This window comes from Pelosinus fermentans JBW45 (assembly GCF_000271665.2).
Taxonomy (GTDB): Bacteria; Bacillota; Negativicutes; order DSM-13327; family DSM-13327; genus Pelosinus; species Pelosinus baikalensis.
On the sequence record NZ_CP010978.1, the window covers coordinates 4,601,740 to 4,617,789 of the forward strand.

The 16,050-nt window shown below is 43.2% G+C and carries 18 protein-coding genes; 1 reads left to right on the forward strand and 17 read right to left on the reverse strand.

What is annotated here, in order from left to right; all coding sequences use genetic code 11:
- Nucleotides 1-146 precede the first annotated feature (146 nt).
- The 8 genes from JBW_RS25470 to JBW_RS20465 all read right to left on the reverse strand — a co-directional run bounded on the left by JBW_RS25470 (nt 147) and on the right by JBW_RS20465 (nt 8,005).
- Nucleotides 147-1,019, reverse strand: coding sequence for an IS3 family transposase (locus tag JBW_RS25470; RefSeq protein WP_200897028.1), 873 nt, complete (start codon nt 1,017-1,019; stop codon nt 147-149).
- A gap of 20 nt (nt 1,020-1,039) precedes the next feature.
- Complete coding sequence (locus JBW_RS25475) at nt 1,040-1,726, reverse strand: helix-turn-helix domain-containing protein (RefSeq protein WP_045820596.1); 687 nt, start codon at nt 1,724-1,726, stop codon at nt 1,040-1,042.
- A 123-nt stretch (nt 1,727-1,849) separates the two neighbouring features.
- Nucleotides 1,850-2,962: a M48 family metallopeptidase gene (locus tag JBW_RS20440; protein WP_007953148.1), complete on the reverse strand. Its 1,113-nt coding sequence runs from the start codon at nt 2,960-2,962 to the stop codon at nt 1,850-1,852.
- A gap of 267 nt (nt 2,963-3,229) precedes the next feature.
- Nucleotides 3,230-4,258 (reverse strand): DUF3829 domain-containing protein, encoded by a 1,029-nt coding sequence (locus JBW_RS20445; protein ID WP_007953152.1) that lies wholly within the window; start codon nt 4,256-4,258, stop codon nt 3,230-3,232.
- Nucleotides 4,259-4,864: 606 nt separating this feature from the next.
- A complete protein-coding gene (locus JBW_RS20450; RefSeq protein WP_007953154.1) occupies nt 4,865-5,590 on the reverse strand; it encodes a hypothetical protein in 726 nt (241 codons plus the stop codon).
- Between the two features lie 98 nt (nt 5,591-5,688).
- Complete coding sequence (locus JBW_RS20455; RefSeq protein ID WP_007953156.1) at nt 5,689-6,606, reverse strand: DUF2167 domain-containing protein; 918 nt, start codon at nt 6,604-6,606, stop codon at nt 5,689-5,691.
- A gap of 347 nt (nt 6,607-6,953) precedes the next feature.
- Nucleotides 6,954-7,445 carry a hypothetical protein gene (locus tag JBW_RS20460; protein ID WP_036680158.1) on the reverse strand — a complete coding sequence of 164 codons (492 nt, stop codon included), beginning with the start codon at nt 7,443-7,445 and terminating at the stop codon, nt 6,954-6,956.
- Between the two features lie 35 nt (nt 7,446-7,480).
- Complete coding sequence (locus JBW_RS20465; protein ID WP_007953161.1) at nt 7,481-8,005, reverse strand: hypothetical protein; 525 nt, start codon at nt 8,003-8,005, stop codon at nt 7,481-7,483.
- Between JBW_RS20465 and JBW_RS24860 the strand changes: the two genes are divergently transcribed.
- On the forward strand, nt 7,981-8,334 hold the full coding sequence (locus JBW_RS24860) for a hypothetical protein (RefSeq protein WP_144408460.1): 354 nt from the start codon (nt 7,981-7,983) through the stop codon (nt 8,332-8,334). The genes JBW_RS20465 and JBW_RS24860 overlap by 25 nt on opposite strands.
- A gap of 287 nt (nt 8,335-8,621) precedes the next feature.
- Here JBW_RS24860 and JBW_RS24865 read toward each other — a convergent pair whose 3' ends face one another.
- The 9 genes from JBW_RS24865 to JBW_RS20500 form a co-directional block, all read right to left on the reverse strand.
- On the reverse strand, nt 8,622-8,840 hold the full coding sequence (locus JBW_RS24865) for a hypothetical protein (RefSeq protein ID WP_144408461.1): 219 nt from the start codon (nt 8,838-8,840) through the stop codon (nt 8,622-8,624).
- A gap of 215 nt (nt 8,841-9,055) precedes the next feature.
- A complete protein-coding gene (locus tag JBW_RS20470) occupies nt 9,056-9,259 on the reverse strand; it encodes a hypothetical protein (protein ID WP_007953163.1) in 204 nt (67 codons plus the stop codon).
- A 71-nt stretch (nt 9,260-9,330) separates the two neighbouring features.
- Entirely contained in the window at nt 9,331-11,028 is a 1,698-nt protein-coding gene (locus JBW_RS20475; protein WP_007953166.1) for a molecular chaperone HscC, read from the reverse strand.
- A 28-nt stretch (nt 11,029-11,056) separates the two neighbouring features.
- Nucleotides 11,057-13,315, reverse strand: a complete 2,259-nt coding sequence (locus tag JBW_RS20480) for a J domain-containing protein (protein WP_045820640.1) — start codon at nt 13,313-13,315, stop codon at nt 11,057-11,059.
- Nucleotides 13,316-13,398: 83 nt separating this feature from the next.
- Entirely contained in the window at nt 13,399-13,596 is a 198-nt protein-coding gene (locus tag JBW_RS24870) for a hypothetical protein (RefSeq protein ID WP_144408462.1), read from the reverse strand.
- A 280-nt stretch (nt 13,597-13,876) separates the two neighbouring features.
- Nucleotides 13,877-14,365: an RHS repeat-associated core domain-containing protein gene (locus JBW_RS25870; protein ID WP_007953171.1), complete on the reverse strand. Its 489-nt coding sequence runs from the start codon at nt 14,363-14,365 to the stop codon at nt 13,877-13,879.
- A 177-nt stretch (nt 14,366-14,542) separates the two neighbouring features.
- Nucleotides 14,543-14,908: a helix-turn-helix domain-containing protein gene (locus JBW_RS20490; protein ID WP_007953173.1), complete on the reverse strand. Its 366-nt coding sequence runs from the start codon at nt 14,906-14,908 to the stop codon at nt 14,543-14,545.
- A gap of 154 nt (nt 14,909-15,062) precedes the next feature.
- Entirely contained in the window at nt 15,063-15,410 is a 348-nt protein-coding gene (locus JBW_RS20495; RefSeq protein ID WP_144408463.1) for a hypothetical protein, read from the reverse strand.
- Nucleotides 15,411-15,682: 272 nt separating this feature from the next.
- Nucleotides 15,683-16,033, reverse strand: coding sequence for a DUF7668 domain-containing protein (locus JBW_RS20500; RefSeq protein ID WP_007953178.1), 351 nt, complete (start codon nt 16,031-16,033; stop codon nt 15,683-15,685).
- Between the last annotated feature and the right edge of the window lie 17 nt (nt 16,034-16,050).

Genomic DNA, 16,050 nt, shown 5'->3' on the forward strand with positions numbered 1-16,050 from the left:
CCAGGTTACTACACTATAGACGGAAGATTATTGCAACCCCACACATAAAGGGGCTGCCGCACTAAAAATGGTGTGCTACCCGTCAAGAGGACAATAAAAAATAATAAATTTTTCTATCGCCAGCCTGATAACGGTTGGCGATACTTTTATGCTGCCAATCTATAATGATTATGGTATGCCATTGGTGTCATTACATTTAACTTGCGTTGCAGACGTCGATTATTGTAGTAATCTACGTAATCCGTTATAGCCTCCACTAGATTATCTCTATTAGTGAAACGATGACCATAATACATTTCTCGTTTCAAAATTCCCCAAAATCCTTCCATTGGTCCATTGTCAATGCAATGGGCTACTCTGGACATACTTTGCTTCATGTGATGATCTTTTAAACGCATATGGAATTGAGCACTTGTATATTGATAACCACGGTCGCTGTGGAACAGCGGATGAGCCTCCGGTTCCAAACGAACAGCTTCATCAAAAGTATCCATAACCAATGGATTATCGTTATGATTACTAATTTTAAAGGCTACAATTCTGCGGTCGTATAAATCCAGGATGGCACTCAGATATATCTTGTGAACTTCAATACCGATATAATATTTGAATTCAGAAACATCCGTAAGCCATTTTTCATTAGGCATATCAGCGTGGAATTCACGGTGTAAATAGTTTTTTGCGATGTGGTCCGGATTTTGAGCAGATCTGGTACAACTTTTTGGTCTCCATTTAATGGTGGATTGAATTCCTTTGTTTCTGCAAATACGAAGAACGCGTTTATCGTTCACAACAATTTTGTAATTTACATCCAGCTCATCACGAATACGGCGGTATCCCATATCTGGATGTTGTTTATGGATAGTATATATTTCTTCCGAAATACGTTCATTCTTAATTTCACTATCACTCTTTGGATGATTGAGCCAACGATAATAAGCAGAGCGCGTGATTTTAAGATATTTACATAATTTTTTTGTTGGATAGCCTTTGGTTGAAGATAATTCCTTGATAGCTATATAGGCTGTAAGGTACTGTACTAAAGATAGTGATCCCTCCTCTCCAGTTCCCTGACTTTTTTTAACAGATCATTCTCCATTTGTAGATCGGTGTTCATTCGTTCCAACTCTGCAATCTTATCCCGTAGCTCTTCTTCTGGACTACGACTTGGCTGCGAACCAACACGGTGACCACGTCTGTCTTCAAGTCCAGCCCTTCCCATATCTTCATACTTTTTGACCCAGTTTCGAATCTGTTGATAAGAACAATTGTATTTGCTTGCCATTGCTCCATAGTTTTTATCATTCATTAAACAATCCTTGACTACCTGTAATCGTTCTTCAGGAGTTGTTGTTCTTTCTTTTGTCATGTATGTACCTCCAGTGGATTCTTTAAGTATTCCACCAGAATTATACACCTTTATCCAATCACAAAGTTGCTTGTTAGAACGAATATCGTACTTTTGACAAATGTCACCAAGTGATCCTTTTCCACTCAGATAGTCATTAACCGCATTCATCTTTAACGTTTTTGAATAACTTCGGTTCTTGGTTTGATTAAGCAATCCGATAGGACCTTCTGCTTTATATATTCGCACCCATCTCTGCACACTTTGGTAGGCTACGTTTGCAATTCTTCCCGCTTGTCTAATGCCAATTTTGCCATTCAGGTATCGTTCAACAATTTTTACTTTTTCTACTGGATCAATCTTACTTTTTCTAGACATAGAAATACCCCCATATAGGACTTTTATATTTCAGTGTCCTATATAGGGGTAGCATATCAAAAATAGTGCAGCAGCCCCTCTTACTTGATTTCTTCACGCAATTCTTCATGTATAAAAAAAGTTTTATTTTATTTCATTTAAAATTTTTACAAGTTCATCTGCGCCTGTATCAGCAGGGCAAGGCTGTACGATCGCTTGCTCGCCAAGTCTTATTACACCATCATCATTACGGGCTTGCGCGAGAGATTCATTATTATGATAAGCGGCAGCCAGATTGCCAGCGATCAAATAGCTGCGCTCAATCCCACTCATATTGGCGAAAGCAGCTGGTTTCATAAAGGATTTGTTGTTTATTTTGATTTCACCAGTAGCAGCATTGACAGTGACTTTCTTATTGCTGTACTCGGTCAACTTTTTAGAATAATTATCACGTCGTTCTTTTTCCCCTGGATGGGTGGAAGGATTTAGAACATCATCAAAAAGACCTTTTGATCCGCCACTGCTCATTTTGTCGATTACACGCTGCCATACTGCTGCCGGAGCGCCGGGATTGTAACCAGCATCAGTGATATAGGAAAAAGCGATATTGTCAGATTCCCATTCATTCGGCTTGGTTATGCCAACCGCCTTGGTATTGGAAGCCACTACATCAACAGCTAATTTGCTGCCGCCACTCATTTGTGAACCAGCAACCTTTTGGACAAAATCGACTGTCAATTTCTTTTTAGCACCATTTATAGGATGATTCTTTTGTCCGTGGACCAGTTCGTGGGCAACAACGGCTGCTATCTTATCTTCGTTATTATCGAAAAAAGAAAATACGCCAACATTGACAGAAACATTATGCCCCAGGCTGCAAAACGCATTGAATGCCGTTTGGGGGTTGATAAAATAATTGTATGGCTTGTCTTGTATTGACGGCTCAGTTTTAGCAATCGTGCTTGTCAGCCTTGTCATAATGCTGGCAAGTGTTGCATTAAAATCAGGGTCTTCGCTTACACCTTCCGATACTTTAAGTTGTTCAAATAGTTCATTTCGTCCATCATTTTCATAGTGGTCAAGAGATTTTTTTATCTCATCTTGTTGCTTAGCAGTACTAACCACTGTGCCTCCGAGTTTACCAATATTAATGGCTTCAGTTTTTGTTGGATGCAACAAACCTGTAGCCAGTGAAAAACAAAGAGTCAAAGTCCCTGTTCCCAGCACTGCCTTACGAAAAAAAGTTCTTAAATCCAATTGAGTAACACCTCTTTTATTTTTTTGCTAAATTAAAAATAGCTGCTTCCTTTATCTAGGATAAAACATTTTGCGAATCATTGCCTCTGCTAAAAGGTATAGATTCCCACATTTTTAAATTTATATGACTGAATTGTAGCCTCGTTTAATGATCGACGCTCTATTTCCAGTACTCCATCTTGATTAGTTGTTTCAGAATCCATTTTTATCTCCTCCGTACAATATGATGATTTCATTGCATATAACTTACGTTATTTGATTGTCCTCTTATTCAGATATACTATTATTATATTCATCAACAAGCTGCCCCAAGCGGCGTCTGAATTCGCCTACAGGATAGCTGCGTCCGCCAGTGGTAATTTTTCCGGTATTTTCATTTTTAATTTCAGTAGTCCCTGCTTTAATCATGTTCAGGGTGTCTGTCGCCGCTGTTTGCATTCCTTCGGTAGTGTTTACAAATTGGTTTAAAAATGGGACTTGGTCTGCCGAATACCCCTCTTTTTTCAGTTGATCTTTGTCTTTATAGATCTTTTTCAATTCTGATACATTTGAGTTGAATTTATTGTACACTTCTTCATATTGTGCAAAATCAGCCTCTAAGAAGTCTTTTCCTCCGCTTTCTAACGTATCAAACATATGGCTTATTTCTCTCCCGCTTAATAATACACTTAGTGCATAATAGTGTATGTTAAATCCTTTTTTCTTAAGACCAGGTAATTCTGCTCCTTCATGTTCAACTATTTTTGGATAAAATGAAGTTGAGGAATCATCTGCTGCCTGTGACAACTCTCTATAACTTAAAACCATCTTTTTATGAAGTTCACGTCCTTTGGCAAAATTGTCCTTTTCATACTCTTTATTTGCATAATATAAAGTAACATCTTTAAAATATAGCTCAATAAATGCATCTGTCTTATCGCATAACGTTAGCATTTTAGCGTCAATTTCTCCATAGCTAGGTTTATCCGCCTGATATTTGCGTGGCAGCTTGGTGTGGCGCTCCTTATGAAACCCATAAAGACTTTTTTCCCCTTCTCTTTCCGCTGTCGGAAACAATATAAAACCGCTAAATTCTTTTTTTATATTTATTTCTTCGCCTGTACCAAATTCATTAAAATAGAACTTAGCAACACCGCTTAACCAGCCCTGTTTAAAATTTAAAAGTTCGATATAGGAATTAAACTTCTTTATATCATCTCCCTTTGTGCTGCTATTGCTCAAGTTATTTGAGATATTTGAACAAGCCGTTAATAATAGGCTCATACAAATACAAATTAGAACTACTCTTAATTTCATTTCAATCCGCATTCCCCTTTATTGGTAAATTTCTTTCTTCGGTATCTGCTAATTTGCCATTTCATTACCCCATTTTTCTCTCTTTTTCTTATGCTTACTGTTAGGATAAACCATTTTGGGAATCATTACCTCCCCTAAAAGGTGTAGATATCGACATTTTTCACTAAAAATGCTAATTTTTAGTATACTTCTCAAAAGTAAAAGACTACGTTTTTGTCGGTCAGACAAAAAACGTAGTCTTTTACTCGGGAAGCAATGGGACTCGATAGACTGAAACTCGCTTCTGCACGGCAAGATTGACCGGTTACTATTTCAAGAGGAGTGCATGCTTCGGGGCTATCAGGCCATTTTTAGGGTTTGGTTTCCCAAAAGGCAACAAAGAAAAGTACCGACGTATGGAAAACACATTTTAGGTGATATTAATCATTTTTTAAACGATCGTAAATACTCGTTATCTCTTCAACGTAATTGTGATACTCCACTTTGGTAACTACCCATTCTTCTTCTGTTTGCTGCCTAATTTTCAGGATTTTCCTCGTCCATATATTACCTGGTCATGAACTCTACCTCCTCACTTATACCTTATTTATGAATAGCATTGTTAGCCTACAGATCAAGCGTAATTTCTGTTTTTCTAGGTTCCATACTCACGTAATCCAGATTGAGGAACAGAATGGTCGTAGCAACGGTGTAAAATGCAGCAATGATGTCGATCAGGGTATCGGTAATGATGCTGATACTACCAGGCAAGGAGGTGGATAGATAACCGATTCCAAGACCAATTCCTCCATTAATTGAAGCAAGGACAAACACGATGCCAAAGGTTTTCCACCAGCGTCCTTTGACTAGTGATTTACTGTAATTAAGAGCTGTTTTTCCGCCCAGTTCGCGTAAGGCAACAATTTGTACAATAAAAATATAGTATATAGACCAGATTACGCCAGGTATTATAAGTAAGAAAGTCAACCCCAAAATGATAACTCCGCCTAAGATACTGGTTGCTAAACAACTGCCCCATCGGGAAAAAGCTTTGCCTAGCGCTGCCCCCCAACTAATCGGCAGGTTATCATTGTTTTGAATTGCATGGTCAACAACCACGGCAATCCCCATCATTGCAATCACACCGAATAATCCTTCCAGGATTTTGATTACGTTCATAAAATCCTGAAAACTGTTCATGTATCCAACCACCATATACAGAATGATATTGATAGGGATATACACAATCAGTGTAATCATGACAATGGCTTTAAATTGCTGAGAATAGATTAGCCACCCTTTGGCTACCACATCACTTAAACTAAATTCTCTTTCTTGTATTGCTTTTAACATGCAGACACCTCTTTTGGCTTATTTGAATTCACCAATATTCTCCCATCTTGCACTTCTTGCCAAGTGGAAGACATATATTGGTAGATTTCACCACAGAATTACTCTTCCATCGTTCCTGACGTCTCATTATCCTTTTCATTTTTCTTTTTTCTAAAATATTTCAGGACCAATACTCCTAGCGCTCCCACACCTATTACAATGAGCTTGATGAACTTAGCACCAAAAGCAGCAATCATAGCCAGCATTCCCAGCTTCTTAGCTGCCACGCCCGTAATTAAGGCTGCCAAACCATATTCAGCAATATGATCCGTTACAGAATTAAATTCTTCATACCGCTTTCCAGGCACAAATTCGGTAGCTGCCAGCAAGTTTTGTGCTACTGATTTCTCTGCTCCAATATTTTTTAAATCCGTAACTAAGGTAAGGGTCAAATATCCTTCCCGACCAAGAGCATAGGTATTGTAATTGATTGTTCTCTCCCTTTCCCCTCTTGTCTTAAGTTCTATCGACCAGACAAGATAATGACGAGCGGCATCATATTGAGGTTTTTCTACCCACCCGGTCACAGTCATTTCGGAAAGCCCTTTTTCTTTTCGCTCTTTATTGTTTTCTTTCGTCCCTTCTTTGAGACTGGTTAATAGTTCTTCTGCATCCCATGCTTTAGCATCATCATCTTTGATATAACCGGATTTTGTATAGTCAATGGTTACGATCCAATCCTCATTTTCTTTATCCGATATGATGAATCCAACCATTTCAGGGCATTCTCCGTTTCCCATACTCTTCATGACTCGGCTGGCCTCAGGTTGGGGAACAAATGCATAATGCTCAGGGATCTCAATCTGGGCTTGATCGAGCAAGCTGATCTTCGCAGGTCCTACAATCTGAACTTTCAGAGCTGCCTCCCAAGCAGCTTCCTGTTCTTTCTGGGCATTGCTATTTTGCGCTGCTCCGGCTACGCTAATAAAGTTTAGTAAACAAATGATTATAAAAATACTACCGATATATTTCCTCACGTTATTGCTCCTCTTCAGCCTTTTTGGTAGAATCACTTTTCCTCCCTCTTTGAAAATTCCCCTTTATTTCCAACATATTCCTTACCAGATTCAACCATTACCGTTAGGATAATACATTTCAATAATCATTTCCTCTGCTAAAAGGTATATATTTTAACAAATTTTATTAAATATATATGCTTTTTTACATAATTGTAATTAAAATAGCAAAAAACTACAATTTCTGACAAACCCATTACTGGTATTCATTAAAAATTGTAGTTTCATTTTTTGTGAATTTAGGTTTATCCGATAACTACGAAGCGACGGGACGGTTCGAATTTAGTATCCATGATATTACCCCCACACTACCAGTATTTATTCTTCAATTTATCATAAATTCCCATCAACTTCACTTCGCCACTATATTTTAACACCACATTGGTAACTACCCATTTCTCATCCTGATAAGCCAGGATAAATATGTAGCGCTCGGTGTCCTCATGCTTAGGGGAGGTGCATTTTTCGGCTTCTTCCTGAGTGGAAAATTCTTCATAATAGTTGATTTTGGCAATTTCCAGTTTCCCAATATACGGGTTAATCAAGGAATCATTTTTCCGAAGATCAATGGTGTAATCAGGACTGAGCGTATAGTGGATTCTCTTCCAGACAGGCGGCTTTCTTTTATTAAACTCAAAAATCTGCTGATTCTTTGCTTCATAGGTAGCAAGAGCCTTATCAACCTCCGTCCTAACATACTCCTTAAATGAATCTACGGCTTCAGCCTCACTTGGCGCAGCAAAGGCTAGGTTGGAGAATGCCAATACTAGAACTAAGGTTAACAGTAACACTTTTTTCATAGACATCTTCCCTTCCATTTCCTCGCTAAGAATACCTAATGCAGATAACCCACTTTAGGCTCAATCTTCAATACATCATAAATACTGTTTGTTTTCAGGTCGCCGTTATATTGCAACTCTACTTTAGTGACTACCCATTTATCCTCCTGATAGGCAATGCTAAATGTATAGCGTTTGGTATCCCGATATTTGGGTGAAGCACATTGTTCAGCTGCTTCTTTGCTGGAAAAATCCTCATAATAGTTAACTTTATCAATTTTCAGTATTCCAATATATGGTCTAATCAAAGAATCGTTCTTGCGAAGATCAATATTGTACTTGCCATTAAGTGTAAAGTGTACTATGCGCCAAAATGGCGGTTTTAGCCAATCAGGTGGTTGTGGCCTATCTATTATAAAAATCATCTGATTATTCGTTTCATAGCTAACCAATGCCTTTTTGACTTCCTTGTCCACATAGCTCTTAAATGAAGCTATAACTTCCGACTCACTGGGCGCGGCAAAAACTAGATTGGAGAATGCCAACAACAGGACTAATGTTAGCATTAACACTTTTTTCATCGGTACATCATCCTTCCGTTTTTTCTTTTACCTTTACTAATCTGTCGCCAAATCTTGACCACTCTCTAAGCCGTTCCGCTGCCTCAGGCGACAGCACTCCCGGCTTTATGCAAGGCAAACGCCTGACATTCTTAAGCTTTGTGGGAGACGCGGGGACGGTGGTGGGAGACGCGGGGACGGTGGAATCGTCTTATCAACCTTTTTCAACAATCCCTTACTTACTCCGCCTGGATATTGCTAATGATAAACTTCGTCCTTTTAGATTTATCCCGCTCTACTCTAATGCCCTTTTCTATAGGATAAATCGTTTTAAAAGTCATTGCATCTAGCAAAAGGTATAGATGCCCAAATATATTAAAAGATATTCAACAAAAAGAACCGTCTTACCTTAGAAAGGAAAGACGGCAAGGAGTTTACGATGGGAACGAATCATTCCCTTTTAATAGTACTCTTTTTTTCTCTTCACTATAAGATACTACCACCGTTCTCCATGTCTTGTTTCAAGTTAAATATTTTTAAATTAGGCTGTATTCCCATTATGTATTGCTGAGGGTCCATAAAAATTAGCCTTTACAGTTCCGAGCATTTTAAAAGTTGTCACTCAATCCTTGTTATTTTAAAATTTTTCTGTTTGAAATGCTTTAATGATGGCAAGTATAGCCCATAAAATCATCATAAAGCCAATTACTAAGAACGGGAAAACAATGTTCATTCCGAGAATTTCTCCAAGTTGAGGATTAACATTACCTACTGGGGCACAACAATTATCAATGCCAATACAATCGCTATCCCCGTAATAATTGGATGCTCTAAAAAGAGTGAAAACATAGTACACACCTCCATTATGTTATGCCGCCAAAGTTTTTCCTTAACAATCTTGTTTATCCATTTCCCGATTACATAACTGAATAGCACGACCATAAAATTCGTCCTTTTGGATTTATCTTGCTCTACTCTAATGCCCTTTTTTATAGGATAAATCGTTTTAAAAGTCATTGCATCTAGCAAAAGGTGTAGACTTTAAATACATTCAACAAAAAATGAGCCGTCTCACCTTTCAAGATAAAGACGACAAATAGTTACAACAGAAATCCAAGACATTACCACCGTCCCCTTGGCTCTACCATGAATATCCGTTGAGGCAATTTCGTGCAATACGTTGGCAAAGGGGCCAAAGTGCTCTTCTATATGGCTTTCAATGACCTCCATCTCTTCCTCGCTATATATTTCAAATGGTTCTTCGTGGTTTTCCATGAAAATCCTCCTATATATTGAGTCTATTAGGTTTGGGCAAATTTTACCGATTTCAGGCGGAACAGAGCCCTTCAAAAATATCCTTGCTCCAAGCTATCCAGCCGCTGCTTTAATACTGCCGCCGCCGGTTTTATTTTCCGCTCCTCTTGCCGGTCAAGCGCCTGTTCAAAGGCGGCCAGCCACAGGGCAATTATCTCTCTGGTATCTCCCAGCGCTTCTTCATACAGCCGTTCGCCGCGCGCCAGCAGCAGTTGGTTTTCCTGCTTGTCACGGGGGTGGATTTTCAGTGCAGCCAGCGCGGCTAATCGCGCTTCGATCTCGGCCTGCGGCATGCTGCCAGGAGTTTCTTCAATCACCGCCCGCCGCTTGACGCCGGTGCTAACAGCGGTGACCTCCACCTCCAGGATGCCGTTGATGTCGTAGGTAAAGCGGATGTCGATGGCCTCTCGACCGGCGGGGCCGGGGGGCACCGGTATCTCCAGCCGACCCAGCTCGATATTGTTCTTGGTCAGCCGGCTCTCGCCCTGGAAGACCTCCACCTCAATCGCCTTCTGGTTATTATGGGAGGTATACAGCCGTTTGATCCGGCTGGCGGGGATGACGGTATTCCGTTCGATGATCGGAAAAAAGTAACCGCTTTCTTTATAGCCCGCCGCATTTTCCCGCACGATATCCGTCCCCAGCGTGTACGGACAAACATCTGTCAGCACGACCTCCTTGAGCGCCAGGTTCCGTGCCTTCATCCCTGCCTGAATGCCGGCGCCAATGGCCACCGCCTCGTCCGGATTGATGCTGCAGGCAGGCAAATGCCCAAACAGCTTGCTGACAAAGGCATGGATGAGCGGCATGCGGGTCGCTCCGCCAACTAAAATGACCGCATCCAAATTTTCTGGTCGCAGCGAGGCATCCTGCAGCGCCCGGACGACCGGGTAGCGCAGCCTGCGAAGGAGTCCCTCCGCCTCCTTTTCCAACTTGTCATGGGTCAGGCTGTAGGTTAGTTCCCGTTCGCCCAGCACGCAGCGCATCTCAGCCGCTTTGCCCCGGCTTAGGTTCTGTTTGAGCTGCTCAGCCTGCTTGTAAACAACAGCCAGCTCTTTATCGTTCAGTTCTTCGCCGTTCAACTGATGGTGCTGCAAAAATAAGCTTGCTAAGAGTTCGGTGAAATCCTCGCCGCCGAGATAGTTGTCCCCGGCGACGGCTCTGACCTCCAGCAGGTTTTCAAATATCTCAACAATAGAAACGTCAAAAGTGCCTCCGCCCAGATCAAAGACGATAAATTTGGTCTCAGACTGCTCGCCATGCAGCCCATAAGCAGTAGCTGCCGCTGTCGGTTCATTGATCAGCCGCTCTACCTTCAAGCCGGCCAACTCGCCGGCCCGCTTGGTGGCTCGCCGCTGGGCGTCATTGAAATAGGCGGGCACACTGATGACTGCTTCGGTGACCTCTTTCCCTAAAAAAGCCTCCGCGTCCTGCTTTAAAGACCGGATAACAAAGGACGAGAGCTCTTCCGGCAAAAAGGGGAGAGTTCCCAGGTGCAGCTCCCTGCGGCTGCCCATATAGCGCTTGAAGGTAGCGGCTGACAGCTGCGGATGCGTCACCAATCGCTCCTTGGCAATCTGCCCGACAAGAATTTGCCCGTCCTCGCCCAGACTGACCACCGAAGGGGTCAGCACACTGCCCAGAGCATTTGAAATCAGCACCGGCTTGTCGCCGTCCCAGTAGCAGGCGAGGCTGTTGGTTGTTCCTAAATCAATTCCCAGTATCGTCATGTATGTTGCCTCCTATATCCTAATAGCCTCACCAAAGCGATCTCCACCCTTCCTTCACCATGCGCCAGGCTTCCTTCACATAATGAGTAGTCGCCCGCCTATGCCCTTTCGACGCTTTATTATAGGCGGCATCAGCATCCTTGTACCAGCCCACTTCATAATAGCAGTCCCCCTGGCGTAACCAAATATCAGCAAGGGACGCACGAATTTCTTCGTTATCGCTATCGCCAAACCAGCTCTCCGCCAGTTTACAGACGGCTATTGCCTCCTGCCACTGGGAGAGCGCTATGTAGTGGCCTGCCAGTCTCTCCATTGTCAGGATGACCAACTTGCGGATTTGCTCATTATCACTCTCAATAAACCACTCTATCGCCAGATTGCCGACGGCAATGCCAGCTTCCGGCTGCTTCGCTTTATCGCAATACAGCGACTTATTGCACATGGCCCGGGCGACCTCCAGCAAGATGTCCTCTTCCTCATCGTCAGGCGAGGGAGGGGCGGTCGGCAATCCGTCAGTGCCAGCAAACTTGTTGATCAGACGGTCGCAGGCGGCGATTGCCTCCTCCCACCGCTCCAGCTCCTCATAATGGGTAGCCATCCTGCCAAGCGCCAAGGAGACCACCCACAGGATTTGCCCATCCTTACTGTTCTCAAACTGCTCCGCCACCTGACTGCCGGCGGCTATCGCCTCCTCCAGTCGGTCAAGCTCGGCACAGCAAAGGGCCTTGTTCCTCAGCGCCCAGGCAACATTAAGCCGGATAGTTTCATGCTTGCTTTTGAGAAATTTATCAATTACCTGATTGTAGGCGGCCAGCGCTTGCTCTGTTTTCTCCAGTCCGGCATAAATCCTGCCCTGATTGACCATGATGGAGGAAACCGTGGCTCGAATCTCGGTGTGCCCGCTCTTGCCGAACCGCTCGATCGCCTGTTCACTCAGAGCTATTGCTTCTTCCATCCGTCCCAGACTGACATACAAAGCCGACAGATTGCCCATCGCATCTACGACCACTTCAGCAATGTCCTGCTCTTTGCTCCCTAAGCCTTGCATGATGCTCCCCAAAAACCGGTCAATGACTCGGGTATAGAATTCAATGGCCCCTTGCTCATCCCCCTGCCTTTCACCAATGCAGCCCTGATTATACAACGCTTCGGCTACATACAACTGCACATCAGGGTATTCGGTGCTTTCAAACCGGCGGAGCAGCTCATCGTAAGCAGCCCTCTGCCGCTCGTCGTCTCCCAGCAGATGATAGCAGACACCCTTATTAAAGAGTACCCGCGCTAAAATAGCCGGATTCTCCGCCGCATCAAACAAGGCGAGGAGTTCGTCGCACAGACTGATGATCTCCGCCGGATCAGCCTCCGCATCACGCATGCCCAGGATATAGGAGAGCCAGTCTTCAGCCACCGACCTACGGGCTTCCCGCCAGTCACTCCCCGGCCGCAGCTCCGCCCTGCACATAATCCGCCACAATTCCTCCCTGGCCTCACCTTCTCTGTCTGCGTCGCCCAGCTTTTTCACGCATAGCAGCCGGTCTGCCGCCGCTTGGACGACCTTGTACCGAAACGCATCTACCTCGCCAAACAAGGCGACAATCCGGTCATAGCACGCTATCGCTTTCTCGGTATTTCTCATAGCCGTATACTGTCTGCCCCGGCTCAGCAGTGCATCGCATACCCGGACGCCCAGCAGCACATCGCCGCGAACCCGGGAGCTTAGCCAGTTGCCGCCATACTCAAGCATCTCAAGCATCGCTATCAGCTCATCATTATCAAACAGCTCGTCCAGCTTATCTGGCTCGATCCAGGCAAACAACTCATTACAGCCTGTCCATGCCTCATAGGGCAAGGGTAGCTGTTCCTTTAGCAAGCGCAGCACCTCGTCATGCAGCTCAGGAGCCAGGCTTAGCGGCCATTCTTCTCCCTTGAGCAGCCGCTGCCATTCGCCAGGATCGCTGCGCCGCGCCGCATCGGCGCACAGCGATGTCAATAGCTCCATGAACCGGCCTGCCGCCGGCTCCCGGGGCGAAGGCGGCGCGTCCGCCCATCGCGCCTGCCGCAACTGTTGCCAGGAGAGCTGCCGAAACGGCTCCCCGTATGCCTCCCGCACTACTGCCGTTTCCGCCTGGCTCAACGCCTGCCGATAAGCCTCCTGCAGCTTGCTAAACTCGTCCGGGTCCTCCTCCGGATGAAATATCTTCAACTTATCAGCATAGGCCCGCTTGATCAGCCGGATGTCGTCGGTTGGTTCAATGCCTAACAGGTTCCAATAGTTCATCTTGTGCATCCTTTCGCTTCCTTTCTACTAGTGCTTCATTATTGCAGGGTATTGAGCATCCCTTTTACAATAGGCCCCCAGGCGTCTAGCGGCTACATATTCCTAAAACAGCCTGACAAGCATACATAGATTTTTTTAGGGGAAAAGATCACTTCTGCAGCCGATATATCAATGGCTTCATCGGGCCGGATTTTTATATTGTTTCGCGTTGTTATGATGACGCCTTCCTCATCATGCCAGGTAATACACACATCAGTCGCCTGCATAATAATCCGGTCAGTTGGAGACACGGGGACGGTGGATGCGTCTTATCACCCTTTTTCAACAATCCCTTACTACTCCGCCTGGATATAACTTCGTCCTTTTAGATTTATCTTGCTCTACTCCAATACCCTTTTTTATAGGATAAATCGTTTTAAAAGTTATTACGTCTAGCAAAAGGTATAGATACCCAAATATATTGAAACACATTCAACCAAAAAGAACCCTCTCACCTTAGAAGGTAAAGACGGCAAGGAGTTTACGATGGGAACGAATCATTCCCTTTTAATAGTACTCTTTTTCTCTTCATTATAATGACACTACCACCGTCCCCATGTCTTGCAGGTTTAACCCATCGTCCCGATATTCGTCCTCCTGCGTAAATCGGGAAATCACCGGATTGTAAAATCTTGCCCGCAGGTAATACTGCTGGGTGATCGGGTCCAACTGCTGGCCGGTATACTTGAAGCGGTTCGGAACGGTTTCTTCCTGTTCCGTGATATTGCCCCACGCGTCATACTCGTACCGGTTAAGCACGTCTCCTTCATCGTCTGTAAGATAGGTAATACTGCCTATTTCATCCGCTGCATAATGATAGTATGTTCTGGCGTATTCAGCGTCGCTGATAATGAGTTCATGGCCGCGGATCAGCCGGTTGATGCCTGCATCATTGGTTTCTACCGCAACCTCTCTGCCACTGAAGATGAACTGGACTAGGCGCCCGTTCTCTTCCATCTCATAGCGCAGTCCTTCGGCGTCATAGCGGTTCACTTGTGTTTGACCGTCGACAGTTTCCACTTTGGTTGTCCGGTTGAAACCGTCGTAACTATACTGTTTGCCCCGTCATTGAGCAGGTTGCCGGCGCTGTCGTGGTTATTAGGCCAAGAAAAAAGAGGAGCAGAGTTGTTGTCGACAACCCCGTCCCCGTGACACACTCTTTAGACTTTAAATACATTCAACAAAAAATGAGCCGTCTCACCTTTCAAGATAAAGACGACAATAGTTACAACAGAAATCCAAGACATTACCACCGTCCCCTTGGCTCACCAGTTGTGTGCGTGAACGAATTCCATATTTTTTGCAGACTCCTGACAGGGAGTCTACCCCAGCTAGATAATCTTGTACAGCAACTTTCTTAAGCTCTGCTGTGTATTTGCTGTTTTGAGATTTTGATAGAAGACCCGCTTCTCCAAGTGACTGATAAATACGAACCCATTGTAAAAAGGCAGTAGCATTAACATGAAGGCTTTCTGCGATATGTCTTGCAGAGTCCTCACCTGACAAGTATCTCTGAACCCAATAAATTTTTTCTGATGGAATACACTTTGAATTTCCAGTCATAAAAATACTCCCCTTGTAGTAGTCAGTTTTTTTATTTAAACTGTCTACCACAAGGGGAGCATATCAATTTTTACGTCTGCTGACCTCTTGAAATTACTGGGGATGTTTATAGTATCCCCGTCACACGACACCTTCTTGTTAGTATTAAAAGACACTACTTTAATAATTCGCTTAATTCTTCATTCAATTGTTCTCCAAATTTATATGCTTCAGCTACATCTCTATTTTCAAGATAAAATAATCCAACTAACATATCATTTTTGGGTTTGCATATAAGACATTTTACCTCACCTTGCCTCATAGCCTGTGGCATAATTTCACCTTCTAAAGAATCATTTAATGATTTAATACTTTCTTCATCATGAAACAAATCAAGCAATCCGGCATAAGGAAGTTTGTAGCTCCACCCAAACGAGACTATTGCATAACTTTCAAGATCAACAATAACTAAGTAAATTATTCCGTGCTTCGACATAAAATCCGTATATTTTCGACTATCCATTTCAATCAATCCTTTACTTTGTTTATTGTGGTCCTGGGTCAAGCCATACTCCTGGTTCGACCTCAGTTAATCTTTCAGGTGACTCTGAATCACTGAAAATGGTGATTTAATAGATAATATTATCCAGTTTAGTTTTGATCACGAGACGACACCTGAGATGAAAAGAGGTCAACGGATTTTGTCCGCTGACCTCTTGAAATTACTGGGGGATGTTAGCAGTATCTTGTTGACACCTTCCGAAATAAGTCAAGAAAGCGTCATCTGACTCCGCCTTAAAGAACATGTACTGAATAAATTGTTACATTCACCTCATTTTTTTCATTAACTGTTGCTTCGCAAGATAATGTTAAATCACTTTTACGATTATTTGACCATAATTCAAAGTCAATTGAATATTCTTCACTATACTTCTGAGAATTATCTAATTTAAAAATATCCATTTCATCAAAAAATTGATTTGGAGGTAAAGTCAGCTTCTCTCCATATTGTAGAATTGCTTCACTTAGTTCACTAGCTGTTAATACTCCGATTTTATTCATTTCTTCAAGCTTTCTATATTCTTCTTTAACTAGCAACTCAACTATTTCTTTAACACCGTTCTTAATTTGCTGTTCAATATTCATTTTCTATCCCTCCTTTG